Below are 20435 nucleotides of genomic sequence, written 5' to 3' on the forward strand. Positions count from 1 at the left end.
CCCCCGTCCCCGCGGACCCGGTGGCCGTGGTCGGCGCCCTCCTCGACGCGGTGGACCGCGAGGACTACGTGGCTCAGCAGACGCTCACCTCGGGCCCGCTCGGGACCCTCATCCGCGTGAGGGACGTGATCTCCCAGGAGAACGAGCGCCGTGGGGCGTCCACGGACAACGTGGTGAAGGTGGAGCGGCGGCCCGCCCTGGAGTCCTCGTCGAACTCGGAGGCGACCGTCTCGGTGAAGGCGTCGATCGCATCGGTCGTCTTCGGCGAGAAGGGGACGATCTCCTCGACGGACACGGTGGAAGGCCCCGTCAGGCTCCGACGCGGCGCCCGGTCGTGGGAGGTGGTCGACCTGACCTACTCGGGAGCGCCCCTCGGACCCGAGCACCACGTCATAGAGGCGTGGCAGTCCTCCGAGGGGTTCACGCTGAGCGTCGCGGCCGCCCTGTCGTACAAGCGGACGACCGCCCTGCTCGTCCGCATCACGAGCGACGATCCGCAGGAGCCCGGCGTCGGGCTCCGTCTCGACCCGGCGACCCTCGTCGCGGCCGACGGAACCCGGTCGAAGCAGACTCAGTTCGCGTTCCAGTCCTCCGGGGCCCCGGCCGGGTTCCTCGGCTTCGAGCGGGTGGCCGGGCGTCCGTCCGCGCTGCTCCTGCCGGTGCACCGGGAGGGTGACGGCAAGAGCTGGACGTTCGAGGTGCGGTTCTGAGAGGTGGGACGGGGGCCCGGCCGCAGCCGGGCCCCCGAAGGAACTAGGCCCGGACCGTCTGTCCGCCGCCCGAGAGGCAGACGCTGACAGGGGTCGCGGCGGTCGGGTTGATGTTCCCCTTGCCGCTCACGGCACCGTCGCTCGTCGCTCCGTGGATGGTGATGCCGGTGCTCATGTCACCGGTGACCTCGATGTAGCCGCGGTCGGACTTCTCGCCGACCCAGCCCTTGTTCGTGCCCGAGTTGCCCGCGTAGACCTCGCCCGTGCCCGGGACCCCGGCGGCCTGGCCGCCGGAGGTCGCGCCGGGGGCCCCGCAGGACCCGATGGACGCGGACGAGGGCGAAGAGAGCAGGCCGACCGCGAGGGCGGCGCCAGCCACGACGGAAGCTACCTTGCGCATGTTTCCCTCCTAAGCAGGATCGCGACCGGCCGTCCGGTCGCCACCCGGACGAGGTTCGACACAGGTCCCGCTCATCCTCCCGAAGCGGACACCGCCGCCTCTGCTACCCTGCACCGCGATGAGCGACCCGGTGCTTCTCGAGATCGACGGGCGCGTGGCCACGGTCACCCTGAACGCGCCGGAGAAGCGCAACGCCATGTCGCCCGAGATGACCGAGGCGTTCCCGCGTGTCCTGCAGGAGGTCGCCCAGGCGGACGACGTCCGGGCGGTGATCGTGACCGGGACGGGGTCGGCCTTCTGCGCCGGGGGCGACCTGGGCTTCCTGCACTCGGGCGAGCCGGACGTCGTCACCATCCGCGAGAAGATGACGGGGTTCTACCCGCGCTACCTGTCCCTCCTCGACCTCGACATCCCAACCGTCGCGGCGGTCAACGGTCCCGCCATAGGCGCCGGGTTCTGCCTCGCCCTCATGTGCGACCTGCGCATCGCGTCCACGGACGCGCCGATGAGCATGCCCTTCGTCCGGATAGGGATACACCCCGGGATGGCGGCGACCGCGCTCCTGTCCCGGGTGGTGGGGCAGACGACGGCGGCCGATCTCCTGTACACCGGACGGGCGGTCCGCGGCGAGGAGGCCGAGAGGCTCGGCATCGTGAACCGGGCGGTCCCACCGAACGAGGTGATGACCGCGGCGCGCGACCTGGCCGAGCAGGTCGCGGTCAACGCGCCGATCGCGCTTCGCTACGTGAAGCAGGGGCTCCGTGCCGCATTCCGTCGGGAGCTCGACCAGGCGACCGCCTGGGAGGGGTTCGCCCAGCCGGTGACGATGGCCACCGACGACGTGCGCGAGGGTCTCGCCGCCGTCCGGGAGCGGCGCGACCCGCATTTCCGCGGCCGCTAGACCCCGATGTTCAACAGCGAGATCAGCCCGACGACGATCAGGTAGGCCGCGACGATGTAGTTGAGCAGGCGGGGCATCACCAGGATCAGGATCCCCGCGACCAGCGCGAGCAACCCGGGCAGGTTGAGGTTCAACGCGACCTGGGTCTGCTGAGCCAGGAACTCAGGAGCCATCCAGTCCTCCTAACTGAACCGGGGGAGGATCTCCTGCTGGTAGAAGCGCAGGAACCCCTCCTGGTCCGGACCGACCTGGTGAACGTACACGTGGTCGAAGCCGGCGTCGACGTACTCCTGGATCATCTCGAGGTGGCGCTTGGGGTCCGGACCGCACGCCACCTCCTCGGCGACGTCCTCCGGCGAGATCATCTGGGCGACCTGCTCGAAGTGAGCGGGACGGGCGAGCTCCTGGGAGAGCTGTCCCTTCGTGGCTGCGTTCGGCCACCACTCGTGCGCCGTCCGGACCGCGTCGCGCTCGTCCGCCGCCCAGCAGACCGTCACCTGTGCGTAGCGCGGTCCCGACCCTCCCGCCTTCTGGAACGCCTCGACCGTCTCTGCGTCGGGTGACGTGCAGACGAGTCCGTCGCCGACCCTGCCCGCGAGCTCGGCCGCCTTCGAACCGGAGGCCGCAACGACGATGGGCGGGAGCTCGTCCGGGAGCGTGTAGATCCGGGCGTTCTCCACGGTGTAGTAGCGGCCCCGGTGGCTCTGGGTGCCCCCCTGCCACAGCAGGCGGATGACCTCCACCGCCTCCTCGAGCATCTCCAGGCGGACGTCGATCGGGGGCCAGCGGTCTCCGAGGATGTGCTCGTTGAGGTTCTCGCCGGTCCCCACGCCGAAGAAGAAGCGGCCCGGCATCATCGCCGCCGCGGTCGCGGCCGCCTGGGCGCAGATCGCCGGGTGGATGCGGATCATGGGGCAGGTGACTCCGGTGCCCAGCCGCAGCCGGTCGGTCGCCTGCGCGATCCCGCCGATGACCGACCAGACGAACGGGCTGTGCCCCTGCTTGTCGACCCAGGGGTGGAAGTGGTCCGAGATGAGCGCGTACCCGAAGCCCGCCTCCTCGGCGGCCGCGGCGTATCGGACGAGGTCGTTGGGGGCGTGCTCCTCGCTGGATAGCGCGTAGCCGATCGCGGTCATCTCTGCTCCTGTGGAAGGGGTCGACCATCGTGTATCCAGGCGGCCCCCGGTCGAAACGTGGGCGGCTATGATGCGCACCCCGGGGGAGGATCCTGATGAGCAGCAGCGGGAGCGTGGTGGAGCGACTGCTCCTGAGCCTCGAGGGGGCACCCGTCACGGACCTCGCCGACACCGCCTACGAGGTCCTGGCCGATGAGGTCGGGTTGAAGCGCCTCTGGGTATACCTGGCCGACTACGGCGAGAAGGAGCTGGTCCCGGTCCGGGGGCGGCTGGCCTCCCCGGCGCCCCACCCGCTCCCGATGGAGTCGTCGCAGGCCGGCGAGGCCTACATGCGGCGGCGCCACGTCCTGGAGGAAAGGCCCGGCGGGCCCATCCTTTGGGTCCCGTTGCACCGCCGGTCGGAGTGTCTCGGCGTGGTGGGTTTCGGCGCCGACGCGCCGGCCGAGGTGTTCGCCGACCTCGCCGGCCCGGTCGCCCTCGTGCTCGCCGCATGCATCCAGGACTCGCGCTCCTGCAGCGACACCTACGAGATCGTGCGCGGCGCCCGCCAGATGGAGCTGGCCGCGACCATGCAGTGGCAGATGCTGCCCCTCGGCGGGTACTCCGACCCAGAGGTCGAGGTGGCCGGTCGGCTCGAGCCCGCGTACGACGTGGGAGGCGACGCCTTCGACTTCGCCGTCAACGACCGGTCGATCGACCTGGCCATCTTCGACGCGATGGGCCACGGGCTGCAGTCCACGCTGCTATCCCAGCTCGCCGTGGGGGCTTATCGCTTCTCGCGGCGCCGACGCGACGACCTGCGGGCCGTAGCCGCCGAGATGGACCAGGCGGTGGCCATCTACGGCGGTGGCGAGAGGTTCGTGACCGCCCACGTCTGCCGCATCTCCCTCGGCGAGGGGGTCGTGCGGTGGCTGAACATCGGCCACCCCCTCCCGGTGCTCATCAGGGACGACGTCGTCGAGCCCCTCGGCCCCTCCGACCCCACGCTGCCCCTGGGGCTCGGAGGCGAGCCGACCCAGGTCCACGAGCGCCAGCTCGAGCCGGGCGACGTCGTCGTCCTCTACTCCGATGGGGTCGTGGAGGGACGGTCCCCCGATGGGGAGCCGTTCGGCCTGGACCGGTTCACGCGCGAGAAGATGCGGGCCTTGGCCGAGACGGGTGAGCTGGGGCCAGCGGTCCGCCACGTGCTCCAGCAGGTGACGGCGCACGTCTCGGGTCCCCTCCAGGACGACTCGACGATCGTCGCCCTGCGCTGGAAGGGCCGGTCCTAGGTCGGTCCCCGCCGAGCGGGGACCGACGGGGATCAGCGGTCGGTGGCGTCCTTGATCTTGTCGCCGACCTTCGATGCGGCGTCGCCGATCTTCTCGCCGGCCTCCCCGACCTTCTGGCGGACCTTCCCCTCGCCCTCGTCGACCTTTCCCTCGGTCTTCAGGTCGTCGCGGTCGGTGAGGTCACCGGCGGCCTGCTTGCCGCGGCCCTTCAACTCGTCCAGCTTGCCTTCGAACTTCTCGCCCATGGCGCTTCCTCCTCTAGGTGGCTCGGGTAGGACCTCCCCCAGTTGGGGGGGTCGCTAAACCGGCGTTGACCTGCGGAAAAGGCCGAGGGGGATGCGACGCGGGTCTTGGTCGCATCCCCCTCTGGACGCTGGGGCATCCCTCACATACCCGACCCCTTCCGGGGCCAAACCTCACGCGATCGATTCCTTTTGAGCCCTCTGCCGCGTCGTCAGCGAGGCCCCCGCCCCGGTGGCCGAGGCGCCCCCTGCGACGTTCGCCGGACCCCAGGCCCAGGCGACCAGGCGCTGGGACCCCGCCTCCCGCCACGGCACGTCGACCGCTGCTCGGGCCTGGTCCGCGGAACCGAACTCCCCCACCAGCTCCGCCTCGGGCGACGGGCCCGTCCGCCTCCACACGCGGAACCGATAGCTCCCGTCGGCGCCGGCCGGTCCCGCGTCGATCACCCAGTAAGCGGTGCGCGGCCGACGTTCGAACTCGAGGGTCATAGGTGGGAGGATTGCCCCGCGCCTGCGGCTCTGAAACCCGGGGGCGCGGAAGCCGGCCGGGCTACGATCGCGTCCGTGACCACCGCCTTCACGACCCCGGTCGAGCTGCCGGCCACCAGGGACGGCCGCCACTGGGTCGTGCGCACCTGCGACCGGGAGGTCCGGCTCTCCAACCTCGACAAGGTCTTCTGGCCTGAAGAGGGCTACACGAAGGGGGACCTCCTCGCCTACTACCACTCGGTCGCGCCGTACATCCTCCCCTACCTGCGCGACCGGCCCCTGACGATGAAGCGGATGCCCGACGGCGCCACAGGGCCCTTCTTCTACGAGAAGAACGCACCGGCCCACACGCCGGACTGGATCGAGCGCTGCTTGGTGAAGGCGGAGGACGCCTCCGGGGGCGAGATCTCGTTCCTCATGGCCCAGGACGCGGCGGCGCTGCTCTACGTGGCCAACCTGGGGTGCATCGAGTTCCACCCCTTGCACTCACGCTGCGGATCGATAGACCACCCCGATTACCTGTTCTTCGACCTGGACCCCTTCGAGCCGGCCACCTTCGACGACGTCCGGGCTGTCGCGCACCACGTCCGAGCTGCCCTCGACGTGCTCGGGCTCCCCTCGTACCCGAAGACCTCCGGCGCGACCGGGATGCAGATATACGTGCCGATGCTCCCGGGCCCGACCTACGAGACGGTCAGGGAGTTCGTCGGACGCATCGGGAGGATGATCCTCGCCACCGACCGCGATCGCGTGACGATGGAGTGGGACACCTCGAAGCGGACGGGCAAGGTGTTCATCGACCACAACATGAACCGGCGCGGCCAGAACATCGCCGCGGTGTACTCGGTCCGGCCGGAGCCGGGGGCCACGGTGTCCACCCCCCTGACCTGGGACGAGGTCGAGGCGGGGGTGCATCCCAGCGACTTCACGATCGTCACGGTCCACGAGCGACTGGCCCGGGTGGGGGACCTGTTCGAACCCGTGCTCGCCCACCCGGTCGACGTCCGTCCGGCGCTCGAGAGGCTCGGGCTCCGAACCGACGAGGACGCGGCGGGTTCGGTCACCGACTCGCGCCGGAGCCTGGCCGTCTACGTGTCCAAACGCGATTTCTCGGTCACGCCGGAGCCTGCCCCAGCGCCTGCCCCCCTCCAGGGCGGCCGCCGGTTCGTGATCCAGAAGCACGACGCGACACGGCTTCACTACGACCTGCGGCTGGAGCGCGACGGGGTCCTCGTGTCCTGGGCGGTGCCGAAGGGGCTCCCCACCGAGACCGGGGTCCGTCACCTCGCCGTCCAGACGGAGGATCACCCGTTGGAGTACGGGTCCTTCGAGGGGTGGATCCCGAAGGGGCAGTACGGGGGCGGGGAGGTCCGGATCTTCGACGAGGGCACCTACGAGGCGCTCGAGTGGGAGCCCGACCGCAAGATCACGTTCCGCCTCTCCGGGCGCCGCCACCGCGGCGAGTACCACATGGTCCGCACCGGGCAGGGTTGGCTCGTGATGCTGTCCAAGGCATCGGAGCGAGAGCAGCCACCCCCGGCGCCCGAGCTGTCACCGATGCTGGCCTCACCCTGGCCGGATCCCTTCGACGACGACCGATGGCGCTTCGAGCCGAAGCTGGACGGGATCCGAACGCTCGCCTACGTGACCCCCGAGAGCACGAGACTGGTCAGCCGTTCCGGCCGGGACCAGACGGCCATCTACCCCGAGCTGAACACGCTCGCTCAGCACGTGAACGCCCTCTCGGCCGTCCTCGACGGCGAGATCGTCGCCATGGACGAGGCCGGGCGTCCCTCCTTCGAGATGCTCCAGCAGCGCATGAACCTGACCTCGCCGGCCGACGTGGACCGGATCCGCCGGAGGGTGCCCGTCCAGATGTACGCCTTCGACCTGCTGTGGCTGGACGGCCGTGTCCTGACCGACCGCCCGCTGCAGGACAGGCGGCGCGAGCTGGAGGCGATCGTGACCGAGGCCGGACCCCTGCGGCTCACGCTGTACCGGGACGGGGAGGGGACGGCCCTGTACGACGCCGCGCAGCGCGCGGGGTTCGAGGGGGTCGTGGCGAAGCGCCTCGGGAGCCCCTACCTGCCTGGGAGGCGGACGGCCGACTGGCGCAAGGTGAAGGCCAACCAGCGCGCCAGCGTGGTCATCCTGGGATGGACCCGCGGGACGGGCTCCCGGTCCTCGACCTTCGGTTCGCTGCTCGTGGGAGCGTACGAGCGCGGCGAGCTGCGATGGGCCGGACAGGTCGGGACCGGGTTCACCCAGGTTCGGCTCGCCGAGATGCTCGCCGCCCTCGAACCGCTGGTGATAGAGCGCCCGGCGGTGGGGGACCCGGCCCTGCGGAAGATGAAGGACGCGGTCTGGGTCCGGCCCGAGCTCGTATGCGAGGTGGAGTTCCTGCAGGTCACCTCGGCCGGGAAGCTCCGGGCTCCCTCGTTCAAGGGGCTGCGTCCGGACCTGGTGCCCATCGATTGCGAGCTCCCCGGCCGGGGCGGATAATCGACGGGGGGCGCACCCTCGGACGTTTCCCCTGTTGCCAGGCTCGGATCCATGGACGCGCGCGCCCCCGGCGCTGCGGGAAGGGGCAGGTTGGCCTTGGAGCTGGCCACGTGAAGGCTGAAGAGGAACGCACCCACGCTGCCCTGGAGCAGCTGGCCGCGTCGTCGTCCCCCAGCGCGTCCGACCGCCGCCTCGCCGAGCTGCTCGAGACCATCGATGCGGTCGTGTGGGAGGCGGACGCCCACCGGGAGCGCTTCACCTACGTGAGCCCGCGAGCGGAGGCCATGCTCGGGCACCCGGTGCGGAGATGGCTCGCCGAGGAGGGGTTCTGGCAGCGGGAGCTGCTGCATCCGGAGGATCGCGAGCAGACCACCGGCTGGTGCCGGTCTCGGTCAGATGCGGGACGCGACCACGACGTCGAGTACCGGGCGGTCACCGCAGACGGCGGCGTGGTGTGGATCCGGGACGTGGTGACCGTCCTACGCGACGAGCAGGGACGACCCGCCCGCACGCGCGGGGTGATGTTCGACATCACGGAGCGGAAGATGGCCGAGCGTCGGCGCGCCGTCCAGCTGGCCGTCACCCGGGTCCTGGCCGAGGCCCGCAGCCTCGAGGAGGCCGCGCCCCGGATCCTGCAGGGCATCTGCCAGGCACTCGACTGGGCGGTGGGCGAGCTGTGGCTGGTGGACCGCTCCGCGGACGTGATCCGGTGCGAGGAGATATGGAACGTCCCCGAGCTCGACGGGACGGAGTTCGTGGACCACAGCTGGCGGTTCAGGTTCCGGCAGGGGGATGGCCTCCCCGGCCGCATCTGGGACACCGGGCGCCCCATATGGATCTCCGACGTGACGACCGACGACCGCTTCCCCCGCAGCCAGCTCGCGGTCCAGGCGGGCCTGCGGTCGGCGTTCGGGTTCCCGATCTCGGCCCGCGGCGAGATCCTCGGATCGGTGGAGCTCTTCGGCCGACGTGTCCATGAGCGCGACGAGGAGCTCTTGGAGCTGGCCGCCGCGGTGGGGTCGCAGATAGGTCAGTTCGTCGAGAGGCGCGCCGTCGAGAACGAGGTGCGCTTCCAGAAGACGCTGCTCGAGTTCCAGAGCGAGGCGACCCCGGACGGCATCCTCCTGGTCGGTCCGACGGGGCGGGTCCTGTTCCACAACCGGAGGTTCCTCGACATGTGGAGCCTCACCGAGGATGTGTCCGGCACGCGGGCCGAGTTGACGGCGCTCCCGACCATGCGCCGCCTCGTCGCCGACGGACGCGCGGTCGATGCGATGTTCGACGGGCTGCGGACCGGGGCCGAGGACGAGATGCGCAGCGAGGTCGAGCTGATCGACGGCCGCATCCTCGACGTCTACTGCTCCCCGGTCATCGCCGACGACGGGGCCTACTACGGCCGCTGCTGGTACTTCCGCGACGTCACCCCCGAACGGCGTGGCGAGAGGGCGCTGCGGGAGAACGAGGAGCGCCTTCGGTTCCTCGCCCGGGCGAGCGCGCTGCTGGCCAGCTCGCTCGACGTGCAGGGGACGCTGGACAGCCTCGCCCGGCTCGTCGTCCAGCAGCTGGGCGACTGGTCGCTCGTGGACGTCCTGGAACGGGACGGGGACCTGGTGCGGGGAGCCGCCGCTCACCGCGACCCCGAGCTGGACCACGTCGTCCAGACGCTCGCCGCCCTGTTCCCCCCGGACCCCGATCGCCCCTTCGGGCCTCCCAACGTGGCGCGCACCGGACAGGCCGAGCTCTACGAGGAGCTCCCCCCGGAGGTGATCTCGCTGATCGCCAACGACCCCGCCCACTCCGCCCTGGTGGACCGGTTGGGGATGGTCTCTGCGATGTCGGTGCCCCTCATAGCGAAGGGGCGAATCCTCGGCGTCCTCACTGTCGTCTCGAGCGACCCCGATAGGCGGTACGGCGACGCGGACATGAGCCTCGTACGAGACCTCGCGTTCCGGGCCGCCCTGGCCATGGACACGGCGCGCCTGTACCAGGAGTGGGTCCGCGTGGCGCGGACGCTGCAGCAGAGCCTCCTCCCGCCGGCGTCGCCCCAGATCCCGAACCTGGAGGTGGCGGCCCGGTTCCACCCGGCCGGGGAGGGGACCGAGATCGGGGGTGACTTCTACGACGTGTTCCAGACCGGCGAGAACGTATGGGCCGTGACCCTGGGCGACGTCGTGGGCAAGGGGACACAGGCGGCCGCCATCACCGCCCTGGCCCGGTACACGATCAGGGCCTCGGCCATGCGCCCCGGCAAGCCGAGCGAGATCCTGCGGATGCTCAACGACACGCTGCTCAGCCGAGACACCCCCGACAGGTACTGCACCGCCGTCTACGCTCAGGTCGAGCCGGACGGCGCGAACGCTCGGGTGACTCTCACCTGCGGGGGACACCCCGCCCCCTACCTCCTTCGGTCCACGGGGGAGGCCGAGAAGCTCGACTGCCTGGGGACGGTCCTCGGGCTGTTCGAGGACATCTCGCTGCGCGACATCGAGGTCGAGCTGCAGCCCGGAGACGCCCTGGTCTTCTACACGGACGGGGTGACCGAGGGCCGGGGACCGACCGTCCCGTTCGGTGAAGGGATGCTGAAGTCGCTGCTGGAGTGGTCGGTCGGGTCGTCGGCGGACGAACTGGCCGGGGTGATCGAGAGCAAGGTCCTGGACTATCAGCAGGGCTGGGCGAGCGACGACATCGCCGTGCTCGTCGTGAGGCTGCCGGCCTAGACGCTCTCGAGGGCCAGCGGGAAGCGGACCGTCGTCCCCCCGCGCGGGTTCGGTTCGATCTGGGCCTCGGGGAACAGCGACCTGATCAGCATCAGCCCGATGCCGCCCTCGAACAGCTCCCCCTCTGCGGGCCGCTTGGCGATGCGGCCGGCGACGTCGAACCCGCCGCCCTCGTCGGCGATCTCGTACCAGAGGATCGTCCCGTCGGCCCGGACGACCAGGGTGATCGGCTCCTCGATGCTGATCGCCCGGTGCGCCTTGATGGCGTTCGTGCACGCCTCGGAGATGGCGACCTTGACGTCCTGGACCCTCTCCTCGTCCGCCCGGAAGTGGCGGGCCATCGCGGCCGCGAACGCTCGGGCCGTACCTACGTACTGCGGCTCGGGCCTGACCGCGATCGAGAACGCCTCGTCCTCAAGACCGTCTGACTGCTGTCGCATCTCCAACCTGTGTCACTCCCGCTCCCGAGATCTGCGATTCCGTGGGGTCGGTGTGGATCGTGAAGACCTTGTCCAGTCCCGTGACAGACAGTACACGCCGGACCGGTCGCTGTGGGGCGGCGAGCACCAGGTCCCCGCCCGAGTCCCGCAGCCTCTTGAGGGCTCCGACGAGGACGCCCAGGCCGGTCGAGTCGAGGAACCCCACCTTCGTAAGATCCACGACGAGCTTGCGCGAACCCGCGTCGATGAGCTCGTTCACCGCGTGCCTGAGCTGCGGAGCCGTGAAGAGGTCGATATCGCCGGCCACCTCGAGCACGGCCCGCTCAGACCCAGCCTCGCCGCGTGGTTCGATCAGGAGGTCGATCTCAGCCACCCCTTTCCGTGGTACTCCGCCCGTGGTAGTACCCTGACGGTCGTTCTGGCAAACTCGGCTGAGGACGTTTCTCGACCCCGGGAGAGACCCATTGGAGGCGAATCCACCGCCTGTGCGGCGCGCCGTCGTTGTCAACATGCCATCGCGCCCTGAGCTGCTGCACGTGTTCCGCGCCGTGGCGGCCAGCGTGGCCGGCCGGCTGGACTTCCCGTACGACGCGGTCGACGACCTGCGGCTCGCGGTCGACGAGGCCTGCGCGCAGCTCCTCGCGGTCAGGGGGGATTCGAGCAAGCTTGAGATGGCCATCAGCGAGTCCCCGGACGAGGTGTCGGTCCAGGTCGTGCTGCACGACCCGGGCGGCGCCTGGCCGCCCGAGGGGCTCTCACGGACGCTGGCCTGGCAGGTCCTGACCGCGCTCGCGGACGAGGCGGCCTTCGGCATGGACGGCCAAGGCCCCATGGTCTCGATCGTGAAGCGGGTCCAGCGGTGACGGACGGGAGCCGCACCGAGCCCGGCACGGAGTGGTCCGACCTGTGGGAGGTCGACGCCGTCTCCATGGACGACCGCTCGGCCGAGCTGTTCGCGCGGATGCCGGACCCGTCCGCCCGTGAACAGCTCATCGAGATGTACCACCCGCTTTCCGAGTACCTGGCCAGCCGGTTCCGCGGGTACGGGGAGAACCTGGACGACCTCCAGCAGGTCGCGGCGATCGGGCTCGTGAAGGCCGTGGACCGCTTCGACCCCGAACGCGGCGTCAAGTTCTCCACGTACGCCACACCGACCATCATCGGGGAGCTGAAGAGGCACTTCCGCGACAAGTGCTGGGCCATCCGGGTCCCTCGCCGGCTCCAGGACGCGGCGCTGCAGCTGCGGGAGGTGCTGTCCAGCCTGCATCAGGAGCTGGGGCGCTCCCCGACCATCTCCGAGATCGCCAGCCGCACCGGGCTGAGCCAGGAGGAGGTCCTCGAGGCGATGGAGACGATGCAGGCCTACTCCGCCACCTCCCTCGACACCCCCACGGACACTGACCGGGAGACGACCCTGGTCGAGACGCTCTCAGAGCCCGACGACTCGACGGAGCTGGTCGAGGGCTGGGCGGACCTCGGCCCCCAGATACGCAAGCTCCCCGAGCGGGAGCGCAGGATCCTCTACCTACGCTTCTTCAAGGGCCAGAGCCAGAGCCAGATCGCCGAGCAGCTGGGCATCAGCCAGATGCACGTGTCGCGACTCCTGTCGCGCACCATCGCGATGCTGCGCGAGGCAGTCGGCGGGATCGACTAGCTGCCGAACAGGAGCGCGGCGGCCCCCACGATCCCCGCGTCCGGACCCAGCTGTGCGGCCACCAGCCGCGGCGCAGGCCGGTGCTCTGAGGCCTCCATCGCCTCGAGCATCGCGCCCTCCGCGACGGTCGCGTACAGGTCCCAGTCGGCGGCCATCCCCCCGGCGATCGCGATGACCTCCGGTTCGAACACGTTCACGAGGGCGGCCAGACCCCAGCCGATCCATGCCGCCACCGTCTCGACGACCTCGCGGGCGACCCGGTCGCCCTCGCGGGCGGCGCGCGACACCGCCGGCCCGGTGAGGCCCGCCGGGTCGCAGCGTCCTCCGGCCATCCTCTCGCGCGCCAGCCGTTCGAGCGCCTGTCCGGACGCCATCTGCTCCCAACACCCTCGCCGCCCACACCCGCACGGGGGTCCGGATGGGTCCATCGGGACATGCCCGATCTCCGCCGCTCCCCCGTTCGCTCCCCGGTAGGGACGTCCGTCGATCACGATCCCGCCCCCTATCCCGGTCCCGAGCGTGACGCAGATGAAGTGACGGGCTCCCCGGCCCGCGCCGAAGCGGTGCTCGGCCCAGGCGGCGCAGTTCGCGTCGTTGTCGACGCGCACGGTCATCCCCAGCGCAGCGGACAGCACGCTCGCCATGTCCATGGGGCCGAGGTCGAGGTTCGGTCCGAACAGATAGCGGCCCCGCTGGTGGTCGATCAGCCCGGCCGCCCCGATGCCGAGTCCCGCCACCTCGGACGGACCGAGGGCTTCGACCGCCGCCCGGACGGCGTCGACGAGCGCTCCCTCTCCCCGGGGCGTGGGGACTACGTAGCGCGCCGAGATGACGCCGGACGGGTCGACGAGCCCGGCCGCGAGCTTCGTCCCGCCGAGGTCGACCCCGATCGCGGGCCTCATCAGGTCTTCTTCTTCGTCGTCCCCTTGGCCTTGGCCTTGGCCTTGGCGGGCGCGCCACGGGCGCTCGTCCCCTTCGGAGCCCCGGGCCCCGTGGCCTTCGGACCGGCGGCACCCGTGCCCTTCGGGGCATCTGCGCGCGCGGGGGGAGGCGCACCCGAGATCTCGACCTTCTCCAGGGACGGGGGCGGCTCGCTGTCCGGAGCCTCGGTCATCGCCTCGGCGAAATGGCGCACGAACGAGCGCACGGCGAGCATGAGCTCCTGTCCAGCCTTGGCGAGATGGACGGTCGTCTCCGGACCCGCCTTGTGCAGGGCGTGGGCGATCGCGCCTACGAGGAGAGCCGCCGTGTCCACGGCCGACCGGTCCTCGAGCACGTCCTCGGTCTCCCCACGCAGCCAGCTCTCCAGATCGTGGTCAACCCTGGGGTCTTCCATCTCCCTCCCTCCCGAACGAGATCTTCAGCACGGGACCGTCGAAAGCGGCCCCCACTATGTCGCGGCGGCGCAGGGAGGCGGGCAGGGTGATCGTGCGGCGGCGGGAGCCGACCGTGACGATCAGGTCCTCCGCCATCCGCGACACGTCCAGCCGCCCCTCCGCGAACGGGAGACGCAGCGAGAGCACGAAGCGGTCCCCCTCCGCCTTCACCGTCATCGGCTCGTCGGTGTGTAGGACCGCGTCCGGCGGGCGTCCTTCGTACACCTCCGCCCCCAGACGACGGAGCAGGTCGGACCCCACCATCTCGGTCTCGTAGAGTCGGGCGGTCAGGACCGGGACGGGCGCGAAGGACTCGCGGATCGTCTCCAGGTGCTCGGACTGGATGGCCTTCCACTGCGCGAAGTACGGATCGGACACGCTCTCCGGCAGGAGCCGGTTCGCGATGACCGCGTCCACTCGGTACCCGTAAAGGGACAGGTAGGTGAACATCCGCCGAGCCTCCGCGATGACCATCCGCTCGGGGTTCACGACCAGGCGGATCGAGGATGTCGAGGCGTCGGTGAGGATGTCGCCGACCTCACCCAGCCGGTTATGGAGCTGTTCGACCGCCGAGAAGAAACCCTCCGTGGCGATGGGCATCGACGTGACCCGGCTGAGCACCGGCCGCACCGCCTTCACGACCTTGCGCTCGATGGGGAAGATCCGCTCCATGTACCAGCGGCTGATCTCGGGGAGGCTCAGCAGCCTCAGCGTCTCGGCCGTAGGGGCACAGTCGACCACGATGCAGTCGAACGAGCCCTCGGCGTGGTAACGACGCAGGTCGGTGAGGCTGAACACCTCCTCGATCCCGGGGAGCACGGTGATCTCCTCTGCTGCGACCGGGTCGGCACCCGCCCAGTCGAGGAAGCGCATGACGTACTCCTGGATCTGGTTCCAGTGCTCCTCCAGACGCTGCTGGGCGTCGATCTGCACGCCATAGAGGTTGGGGCCCACCTCCGTGGGCTCCGACCCAAGCTCGACGTCGTAGCCGTCGGCGAGGCTGTGCGCAGGGTCGGTCGACATCACGAGCGTGCGCTTGCCCGAGTCGGCCACGGCGAGGGCGGTCGCGGCGGCGATCGACGTCTTCCCGACGCCGCCCTTGCCCGTGAAGACGATGACGCGCATGTGCGGGGCCCCTTGGGATCCGGAGGGCGCCCAGTCTACGCTAGGGCCATGGCCGCCCTGCTGACCCGCCTCTCTCGGCGCCTGGGACTGGTCACGGCCATGACATCGATGGCCTTCATGAGCGCGGGTCTCGCGGCTATCGCTTCGGTGGACGCCTCCACGGAGATCGCCGTGCCGCTCCACGAGGTGCCGCCTGGCGTGTCGGAGCACGTCCTCGGCCGCGCACGGGTGTTCATCGTGCGAGACCGGGCCTCGGTGGTGGTCTTCTGGAACCGGTCGCCCCATCTGGGCAGGCCGATGCGCTGGTGTGAGAGCGAGGGGGTCTTCCTGGACCAGAGGGCGTGGAACGTGTTCGACCGCGCGGGACGTGTCTTCCGGGGCTCGCCCGCGGTGACCGGCTTGTTCACCTTCGACAGCCGGATCGAGGGCGATCGACTCTTGGTGGACCTGTCCGACCCGAGGCACGGACCGTCAGGGCTCTCCGATCCCGCCCGGGGACCCATCCCGCGCACGACCGCCTTCTGCGTCGGCTCCTCCTCCTGAACGTTCGCTACACTCCCGGTGGCTCATCGCCGCTGCCACCTCGACGGGAGCTCCCGATGGACGAGATGCGGATCGACGAGCTCGCCCAGCGGGCGGGCGTCCCCAGCCGGACGATCCGGTACTACACGCAGCAGGGGCTCCTGGCCCCGCCGAAGCTGCGCGGCCGGGTCGGGTTCTACACGGAAGCCCACCTCGACCGGCTCAAGCTGATCCGGGAGCTCAGGGAGAAGCGGTTCCTGCCCCTATCGGTGATACGTCAGGTCGTGCACCGGTTCGAGTCCGGAGAGGACCTCGAGACGATGCTGACCCCGCTCGACATCATCTTCGCCCCCCAGTGGGACGACTCCCCGGGTGAGCTCACCCGTGCGGAGCTCGCCTCCGAGGCCGGCGTGACCGAAGAGGTGGTCGTCGCCGCCGAGGAGATGGGCTTCCTGTTCCCGGTCCGGCGGGGCCGTGAGCTCCGCTACACGGCCGACGACATGCACATGCTCGAAGTGGCGAACCAGTGGCTCAACCTCGGCCTCCCGACCGAGCTCGGACGCCTCTACCGGCGCAGCCTCGAGCAGATCTCGAAGCTGCAGGTGCAGGCGTTCCAGGACTCCATCGTGGCGCCGCTGGCCGGACGCGACGTCTCGCCTGAGCAGGCCCGCGAGGCGCTCGTCCGCGGTTTCAAGGACATGGCACGCACCTTCGACCGGCTGGTGAACCTGCTGCACCGCAAGCTGCTGCAGAAGGCGGTCGAGTCGTACGCGGCGTCACGGCCTGACGCCGAGGACTGATCAGCCCGACTCGACGCGTCTCTTCAGCTCGGAGAGGGCGACCTTCGTGATCTCCCGGGCCGCGCGCGCCTTCACGAAGCCCGGCAGGGGGATCTTCCCGGGGTCGATCGCGAGCTCGTAGGTGACCGAGGTGCCCTCGCCCGAGGGCTCCAGCGTGTACGAGCCGCGGACGTCGCGCATATCGCCCTCCACGTAGTCCCAGGCCACCGTGTCCGGCGGATAGGAGTAGCGGAGGACATAGCGCATCCTGGGGAGCGGTCCGGGCGTCACCTCGAACTCCACGGTGTGCGGACGTCCGTCGTCGTCGCGCTCGAGGACCCGCGCCGTCCGGACGGCCTTCGCCCAGGACGGGTACTCCTCCATCGCGAGCAGGACGTCCATGATCGCGTCGGAGGGGGCGTCGATGCGGATCTCGGAACGGACGGTGTCGGTGGTCATCGGGATAGATGATGCCGCATCCCGGCCCCCTCGAGCGGTCGGGCCGACGACGCGGCCGAGCACCGCGTCCGGCGTTGTTAGCGTGATCGAGTGAACCCTCGGCGCATCGGCTGCCCGGACGCACGGCGGGGCGCGCGGGGCGGGTGTCCGACCCCGGCCCCCACGCGCACCGACCACGGTCCCGTCCCTCCTGCGGCGGGGCGGGTCGGAGGGTCGAGGCGATGATCGTCGCGCTCTCCGCGGGCCGCGACGCGCCGGCGCAGCTGAGGCGGCGTCTCGCGCTCGACGAGAGCTCGGTCCGGGAGCTGCTCGGCCGCCGGCCCGAAGGGGTGGGAGAGCTCGCCGTCCTGGCCACGTGCCACCGGACCGAGCTGTACGCGACGGCCGACGGTCCACAGTCCGAGGCGGTCCACGCGCTGGCCTCCCTCCTCCCCGGGCTCCGTCCCTCGGACCATCAGGACCTGAGGATCCTGACCGGGACGGAGGCCGTCGAGCACCTGTTCCGGGTGGCCGCCGGTCTCGACTCCCTCGTGATCGGCGAACCGCAGATCCTCGGACAGGTACGGCGCGCGCTCCTCGTGGCACAGGAGCAAGGGTCGGCCGGACCCGTGATGGCGACGGTCTTCGGCCGGGCCATCCGGACCGGGAGACGCGTCCGCACACGGACGCCCCTCGGACGCGTGGCCCGGTCGGTCGGCGCCATCGCCGTGGAGCACCTGTCCCAGCAGCTGCACGGGCTGTCCGGACGGACGGGCGTGGTCGTGGGGGCAGGTGAGGCGGCATCGGACGCCGCGCGTTCGCTCCACCGCGCGGGAGCCACCCTCACGGTGGTCAGCCGGACGCATGCCTCCGCGCAGCACCTGGCCTCCCAGGTCGAGGCGGAGGCACTGGCCGTCGAGGAGATGCCGAGGGTCTTCGCGCGCAGCGAGTTCGCCGTGGTCGCGGTCTCCGGAGGCGTCCTCGTGCGTCCCCACCACCTGCCCGCGCGCCCGGCGGGAGAGCCGTTCCTGGTGCTGGACCTGTCCGTACCGCCGGCGGTCGACGCCACGGGCCGCGACGACGTCGTGCTGCGCTCCCTCGAGGAGATCCCCGGCCCCCGCGGACCGGAGCTGTCCGATGCCGTCGTCGAAGCCGAGGCGCTCGTCCGCCGGGAGGTCCTGGAGCTCGGCCGGTGGGCCGATACACGAACCTCCGGCCCCGCGATCCGGGACCTTAGGGCACGGGCGGAGCGGCTGGTGCGGTCCGAGGTGGCGCAGGCCCTGGCCGGGCTCGACCTCACCCCCGAGCAGGCCGAGAAGGTGTCGGCGATGACGATGCGCATCGTGAACAGGTTGATGCATGGGCCGTCGACCGTTCTGCGGGACGCCGACCCCGAGACGAGGGACCTGATCGTGCGGATGTTCGGGCTCGACGACTCGTGACGACGAGGAGACCGCGACCTCCGCGCGGCCAGGGGTCCCCGGACTAACCAGCGGGGTGGTCCAACGCCTCGCCGGTGGCGCGGAAATGGGCTCCCACGTTGACGAGCTGGGTGCGCCCGACGGTCACCCGGTCGCGGCGAGGCTGGTGGACGTGCCCGAAGTACGCGTACGACGGCTGGTGTGTCTCGATGTGCTCGAGCAGCGCGACCGAACCGGGCTCGGCGAGCTCCGCCACGACGTCGTAGGTCAGGTCGTCGAGCGCGGGTGGGACGTGGGAGCAGAGCACGTCCACCGCGCCGAGCGACGCCACCTTCGCCGCGTACTCCTCGTGGGAGACCTCCCCCGGTATCCCCACCTTCGGGAGCCCGCCCCCGACGAAGCCGAACGTACGACCGGCGAGCTCGATCACCTCGGCGTCCACGAACCGGACCGTGGGAGGGCAGTACGTGCGGACCAGGTCCGGGACGTCGACGTTGCCGAAGGTGAGGACGACGTTGTCCGGGAGCGACCCGCAGAAGGCGCGGTGGGCCTGGTCGATCTTCGCGGCGAAGAGCTCCCGGAAGTGGTCCTCCCGTCCGGCCGTGAGGTCACGGATCACCTGCCGTGACTCCTCGTACCGGCCCCGTCGGCGGTGCTCCGACCAGGCTCGGACGGCTTCGGTCCCGTACACCTCGGCGAAGATGCCGCCGGCGTTGTCGTAGTCGATGACGTTGATCAGGTCCCCGAGGACCAGCAGGACGTCGCAGCTCGCCGCGGCCCGACCCACCGCGGCGATGTCCCCGTGAACGTCGGCGATCACCTTCACCCGCACGCGCCGGATGCTACCACCGGCCCCCCGACAGCCCGACCGTGCGGCAACATGGGGCGGTGGCCCTCCGACTGCTGATCGCCGCCGTCGCGCTGGCATCCGCCTCGTGCGCGACCGCACCCCCGACCGAGGCGCAGCGCGTCCGCGCCCTCGAGTCGCGGGTGTGGTCACCCTACTGCCCGGGCCGGGTGCTCACCGACTGCTCGACCCGGCAGTCGGCCGAGCTACGCGAGGAGATAGCCCGCCGGGTCGCCGATGGTCAGACGGATGCCCAGGTCGTCGCCTGGCTGCGGAGCAACTACGGAGACGAGGTCCTGGCCGCCCCTGCCCCGGACCGGCGCGGGACGCTGATCTGGTTGGTCCCCCTCGCCGTGCTGGGCGCCGGCGCGCTCCTCGTGGGAGGGGTGGTCCGGAGGTGGTCGGGGAAGGCGGCCGACACCGCACCGGATGCCGCCGCGGAACCCGTCCCCGAGGAGGAGCGCGATCGGTGGATCGCTCGCGTGCGGGACGAGGTCGCCGGCGACATAGACTGATCGTCCCCAGAACCCGACCAGGAGGTCCCCGTCATGCCCGTACGCAACGCGAGCGCCCAGTGGGAGGGCGATCTCAAGTCCGGCAAGGGCGTCATGCGCTTCGCCGACTTCGAAGGCCCGTACACGTTCGCCCGCTTCGAAGAGCAGGGCGACGGCACCGACCCCGAGGAGCTGGTGGGCGCGTCGCTGGCCGGTTGCTTCTCGATGGCGCTCGCCAACAAGCTCGCCCAGGCCGGACACCCGCCCACGCGCGTGGCGACAGACGCCCGGGTCCACCTGGACCGGACCGATGCCGGCCCGACGATCACCACGATCGAGCTGTCGCTCGAGGCCGAGGTCCCGGGCATCGACCGCGAGACGTTCGACCGGTTGGTCGAGGAGACGAGGACCGGCTGTCCGATCTCGCGGGCCCTCGGCGGCGTGGAGAAGAAGGTGGACGCGAAGCTGCTCGGCGCTTAGGCACGGGAGGTGCTCTCGATCGAGCTCGCCGGCTACGTGCCGGCGAGCTCCTTCACGACCGGCCCCATCTGCTCGAACCCCGACGACGGCATCACCACGTAGGTGAAGCCCCACCTCTCGCGCCGCGCGCGCAGGTCTTCGGCCACCTCCTCCACCGATCCGACGAGGGCGAACGGGGTGGCCAGCGCCTGGTCCGGGGTCAGACCGAACATGGGCGCGGTGGCCTCGGCCATCCCGCGCCGGTCATCGGTGGCCGCGGCCATGAAGACGGTGGTGCTGAGCTCGATCTGGTCGAAGCGGTCGCCCGCGCCCGCGCGCACCCACTCGATCTTGCGGTCGATCGCCTCGACGACCGCGTCACGTCCCAGCTCAGGGCTCACCTCTCCCGACCGCAGGTCGAAGTTCACGCTGACTATGTCTGCCTCGCGTCCGGCGATCCCCAGGACCCGCCTCCCTCCCCCACCGATGAGGATCGGCGGAGGCTTCTGGAC

Annotated in this window: 25 protein-coding genes; 12 read left to right on the plus strand and 13 right to left on the minus strand. The window is 70.8% G+C overall.

Annotated elements, in window-relative coordinates:
* The coding region (locus VM840_07430; GenBank protein ID HVL81404.1) for a hypothetical protein at positions 1 to 710 on the plus strand (710 nt) is incomplete at its 5' end.
* 43 nt (positions 711 to 753) lie between these two features.
* Here the strand turns inward: VM840_07430 and VM840_07435 are convergent.
* Positions 754 to 1110, minus strand: a complete 357-nt coding sequence (locus VM840_07435) for a hypothetical protein (protein HVL81405.1) — start codon at positions 1108 to 1110, stop codon at positions 754 to 756.
* Positions 1111 to 1228: 118 nt separating this feature from the next.
* Between VM840_07435 and VM840_07440 the strand changes: the two genes are divergently transcribed.
* Positions 1229 to 2011 carry an enoyl-CoA hydratase/isomerase family protein gene (locus VM840_07440; protein HVL81406.1) on the plus strand — a complete coding sequence of 261 codons (783 nt, stop codon included), beginning with the start codon at positions 1229 to 1231 and terminating at the stop codon, positions 2009 to 2011.
* On the opposite strand, the gene VM840_07445 is transcribed toward VM840_07440, so the two are convergent.
* Positions 2008 to 2184 (minus strand): DUF3096 domain-containing protein, encoded by a 177-nt coding sequence (locus VM840_07445; GenBank protein HVL81407.1) that lies wholly within the window; start codon positions 2182 to 2184, stop codon positions 2008 to 2010. The genes VM840_07440 and VM840_07445 overlap by 4 nt on opposite strands.
* Positions 2185 to 2193: 9 nt before the next feature.
* Complete coding sequence (locus tag VM840_07450; GenBank protein HVL81408.1) at positions 2194 to 3147, minus strand: TIGR03557 family F420-dependent LLM class oxidoreductase; 954 nt, start codon at positions 3145 to 3147, stop codon at positions 2194 to 2196.
* 95 nt (positions 3148 to 3242) lie between these two features.
* Between VM840_07450 and VM840_07455 the strand changes: the two genes are divergently transcribed.
* A complete protein-coding gene (locus tag VM840_07455; protein HVL81409.1) occupies positions 3243 to 4418 on the plus strand; it encodes a SpoIIE family protein phosphatase in 1176 nt (391 codons plus the stop codon).
* A gap of 32 nt (positions 4419 to 4450) precedes the next feature.
* Here the strand turns inward: VM840_07455 and VM840_07460 are convergent, their stop codons facing one another.
* Positions 4451 to 4663 (minus strand): CsbD family protein, encoded by a 213-nt coding sequence (locus VM840_07460; protein ID HVL81410.1) that lies wholly within the window; start codon positions 4661 to 4663, stop codon positions 4451 to 4453.
* Between the two features lie 171 nt (positions 4664 to 4834).
* Positions 4835 to 5149 (minus strand): hypothetical protein, encoded by a 315-nt coding sequence (locus VM840_07465; protein ID HVL81411.1) that lies wholly within the window; start codon positions 5147 to 5149, stop codon positions 4835 to 4837.
* A gap of 75 nt (positions 5150 to 5224) precedes the next feature.
* Between VM840_07465 and ligD the strand changes: the two genes are divergently transcribed.
* Both ligD and VM840_07475 read left to right on the plus strand, forming a co-directional pair.
* Entirely contained in the window at positions 5225 to 7651 is a 2427-nt protein-coding gene (gene ligD, locus VM840_07470) for a non-homologous end-joining DNA ligase (protein HVL81412.1), read from the plus strand.
* Between the two features lie 110 nt (positions 7652 to 7761).
* Positions 7762 to 10368, plus strand: a complete 2607-nt coding sequence (locus VM840_07475) for a SpoIIE family protein phosphatase (protein HVL81413.1) — start codon at positions 7762 to 7764, stop codon at positions 10366 to 10368.
* Here VM840_07475 and VM840_07480 read toward each other — a convergent pair.
* Both VM840_07480 and VM840_07485 read right to left on the minus strand, forming a co-directional pair.
* The gene (locus VM840_07480; GenBank protein ID HVL81414.1) at positions 10365 to 10808 is read right to left on the minus strand and encodes an ATP-binding protein; all 444 of its coding nucleotides are present in this window, start codon (positions 10806 to 10808) and stop codon (positions 10365 to 10367) included. The genes VM840_07475 and VM840_07480 overlap by 4 nt on opposite strands.
* Entirely contained in the window at positions 10783 to 11181 is a 399-nt protein-coding gene (locus tag VM840_07485; GenBank protein HVL81415.1) for an STAS domain-containing protein, read from the minus strand. Before VM840_07485 ends, VM840_07480 begins: the two co-directional genes overlap by 26 nt.
* Before the next feature lie 136 nt (positions 11182 to 11317).
* Between VM840_07485 and VM840_07490 the strand changes: the two genes are divergently transcribed.
* Positions 11318 to 11671: an ATP-binding protein gene (locus VM840_07490; GenBank protein HVL81416.1), complete on the plus strand. Its 354-nt coding sequence runs from the start codon at positions 11318 to 11320 to the stop codon at positions 11669 to 11671.
* Positions 11668 to 12462 carry a SigB/SigF/SigG family RNA polymerase sigma factor gene (locus VM840_07495; protein ID HVL81417.1) on the plus strand — a complete coding sequence of 265 codons (795 nt, stop codon included), beginning with the start codon at positions 11668 to 11670 and terminating at the stop codon, positions 12460 to 12462. The genes VM840_07490 and VM840_07495 overlap by 4 nt, the downstream gene beginning before the upstream one ends.
* Here the strand turns inward: VM840_07495 and VM840_07500 are convergent.
* Genes VM840_07500 through VM840_07510 form a run of 3 tightly spaced genes read right to left on the minus strand, consistent with a single transcriptional unit; the run spans position 12459 to position 14963 of the window.
* A complete protein-coding gene (locus VM840_07500; GenBank protein ID HVL81418.1) occupies positions 12459 to 13364 on the minus strand; it encodes an ROK family protein in 906 nt (301 codons plus the stop codon). The two genes, VM840_07495 and VM840_07500, sit on opposite strands and share 4 nt — an antisense overlap.
* Entirely contained in the window at positions 13364 to 13798 is a 435-nt protein-coding gene (locus tag VM840_07505; GenBank protein HVL81419.1) for a hypothetical protein, read from the minus strand. Before VM840_07505 ends, VM840_07500 begins: the two co-directional genes overlap by 1 nt.
* A complete protein-coding gene (locus VM840_07510; protein ID HVL81420.1) occupies positions 13779 to 14963 on the minus strand; it encodes a TRC40/GET3/ArsA family transport-energizing ATPase in 1185 nt (394 codons plus the stop codon). Before VM840_07510 ends, VM840_07505 begins: the two co-directional genes overlap by 20 nt.
* Positions 14964 to 15011: 48 nt before the next feature.
* Between VM840_07510 and VM840_07515 the strand changes: the two genes are divergently transcribed.
* Complete coding sequence (locus tag VM840_07515) at positions 15012 to 15506, plus strand: hypothetical protein (GenBank protein HVL81421.1); 495 nt, start codon at positions 15012 to 15014, stop codon at positions 15504 to 15506.
* Between the two features lie 56 nt (positions 15507 to 15562).
* Positions 15563 to 16285: a MerR family transcriptional regulator gene (locus VM840_07520; protein ID HVL81422.1), complete on the plus strand. Its 723-nt coding sequence runs from the start codon at positions 15563 to 15565 to the stop codon at positions 16283 to 16285.
* Here the strand turns inward: VM840_07520 and VM840_07525 are convergent, their stop codons facing one another.
* Positions 16286 to 16723, minus strand: coding sequence for an SRPBCC family protein (locus VM840_07525; protein HVL81423.1), 438 nt, complete (start codon positions 16721 to 16723; stop codon positions 16286 to 16288). It abuts the gene before it with no gap.
* Between the two features lie 221 nt (positions 16724 to 16944).
* Between VM840_07525 and hemA the strand changes: the two genes are divergently transcribed.
* A complete protein-coding gene (gene hemA / locus VM840_07530) occupies positions 16945 to 18144 on the plus strand; it encodes a glutamyl-tRNA reductase (GenBank protein ID HVL81424.1) in 1200 nt (399 codons plus the stop codon).
* Positions 18145 to 18187: 43 nt separating this feature from the next.
* Here hemA and VM840_07535 read toward each other — a convergent pair whose 3' ends face one another.
* A complete protein-coding gene (locus VM840_07535) occupies positions 18188 to 18955 on the minus strand; it encodes a metallophosphoesterase (GenBank protein HVL81425.1) in 768 nt (255 codons plus the stop codon).
* Positions 18956 to 19011: 56 nt separating this feature from the next.
* Here VM840_07535 and VM840_07540 point away from each other — a divergent pair, with 56 nt between their 5' ends.
* Entirely contained in the window at positions 19012 to 19485 is a 474-nt protein-coding gene (locus VM840_07540) for a cytochrome c-type biogenesis protein CcmH (GenBank protein HVL81426.1), read from the plus strand.
* A gap of 33 nt (positions 19486 to 19518) precedes the next feature.
* Positions 19519 to 19944, plus strand: a complete 426-nt coding sequence (locus VM840_07545; GenBank protein HVL81427.1) for an OsmC family peroxiredoxin — start codon at positions 19519 to 19521, stop codon at positions 19942 to 19944.
* A gap of 32 nt (positions 19945 to 19976) precedes the next feature.
* Here VM840_07545 and VM840_07550 read toward each other — a convergent pair.
* Positions 19977 to 20435, minus strand: a 459-nt coding sequence (locus VM840_07550; GenBank protein HVL81428.1) for an LLM class F420-dependent oxidoreductase, incomplete at its 5' end; no start/stop codon positions are given.

The organism is Actinomycetota bacterium, assembly GCA_035540895.1.
In the GTDB taxonomy this organism is placed as follows: Bacteria; Actinomycetota; JAICYB01; order JAICYB01; family JAICYB01; genus DATLFR01.

Bases quoted from the DNA above. Each gene is read 5' to 3' on its own strand.
- VM840_07460 (HVL81410.1), bottom strand. From the start codon at position 4,663: ATGGGCGAGAAGTTCGAAGGCAAGCTGGACGAGTTGAAGGGCCGCGGC.
- VM840_07480 (HVL81414.1), bottom strand. From the start codon at position 10,808: ATGCGACAGCAGTCAGACGGTCTTGAGGACGAGGCGTTCTCGATCGCG.
- VM840_07465 (HVL81411.1), bottom strand. From the start codon at position 5,149: ATGACCCTCGAGTTCGAACGTCGGCCGCGCACCGCTTACTGGGTGATC.
- hemA (HVL81424.1), top strand. From the start codon at position 16,945: ATGATCGTCGCGCTCTCCGCGGGCCGCGACGCGCCGGCGCAGCTGAGG.
- VM840_07450 (HVL81408.1), bottom strand. From the start codon at position 3,147: ATGACCGCGATCGGCTACGCGCTATCCAGCGAGGAGCACGCCCCCAAC.
- VM840_07440 (HVL81406.1), top strand. From the start codon at position 1,229: ATGAGCGACCCGGTGCTTCTCGAGATCGACGGGCGCGTGGCCACGGTC.
- VM840_07455 (HVL81409.1), top strand. From the start codon at position 3,243: ATGAGCAGCAGCGGGAGCGTGGTGGAGCGACTGCTCCTGAGCCTCGAG.
- VM840_07500 (HVL81418.1), bottom strand. From the start codon at position 13,364: ATGAGGCCCGCGATCGGGGTCGACCTCGGCGGGACGAAGCTCGCGGCC.
- VM840_07435 (HVL81405.1), bottom strand. From the start codon at position 1,110: ATGCGCAAGGTAGCTTCCGTCGTGGCTGGCGCCGCCCTCGCGGTCGGC.
- VM840_07505 (HVL81419.1), bottom strand. From the start codon at position 13,798: ATGGAAGACCCCAGGGTTGACCACGATCTGGAGAGCTGGCTGCGTGGG.
- VM840_07520 (HVL81422.1), top strand. From the start codon at position 15,563: ATGGACGAGATGCGGATCGACGAGCTCGCCCAGCGGGCGGGCGTCCCC.
- VM840_07445 (HVL81407.1), bottom strand. From the start codon at position 2,184: ATGGCTCCTGAGTTCCTGGCTCAGCAGACCCAGGTCGCGTTGAACCTC.
- VM840_07515 (HVL81421.1), top strand. From the start codon at position 15,012: ATGGCCGCCCTGCTGACCCGCCTCTCTCGGCGCCTGGGACTGGTCACG.
- VM840_07525 (HVL81423.1), bottom strand. From the start codon at position 16,723: ATGACCACCGACACCGTCCGTTCCGAGATCCGCATCGACGCCCCCTCC.
- VM840_07510 (HVL81420.1), bottom strand. From the start codon at position 14,963: ATGCGCGTCATCGTCTTCACGGGCAAGGGCGGCGTCGGGAAGACGTCG.
- VM840_07545 (HVL81427.1), top strand. From the start codon at position 19,519: ATGCCCGTACGCAACGCGAGCGCCCAGTGGGAGGGCGATCTCAAGTCC.
- VM840_07490 (HVL81416.1), top strand. From the start codon at position 11,318: ATGCCATCGCGCCCTGAGCTGCTGCACGTGTTCCGCGCCGTGGCGGCC.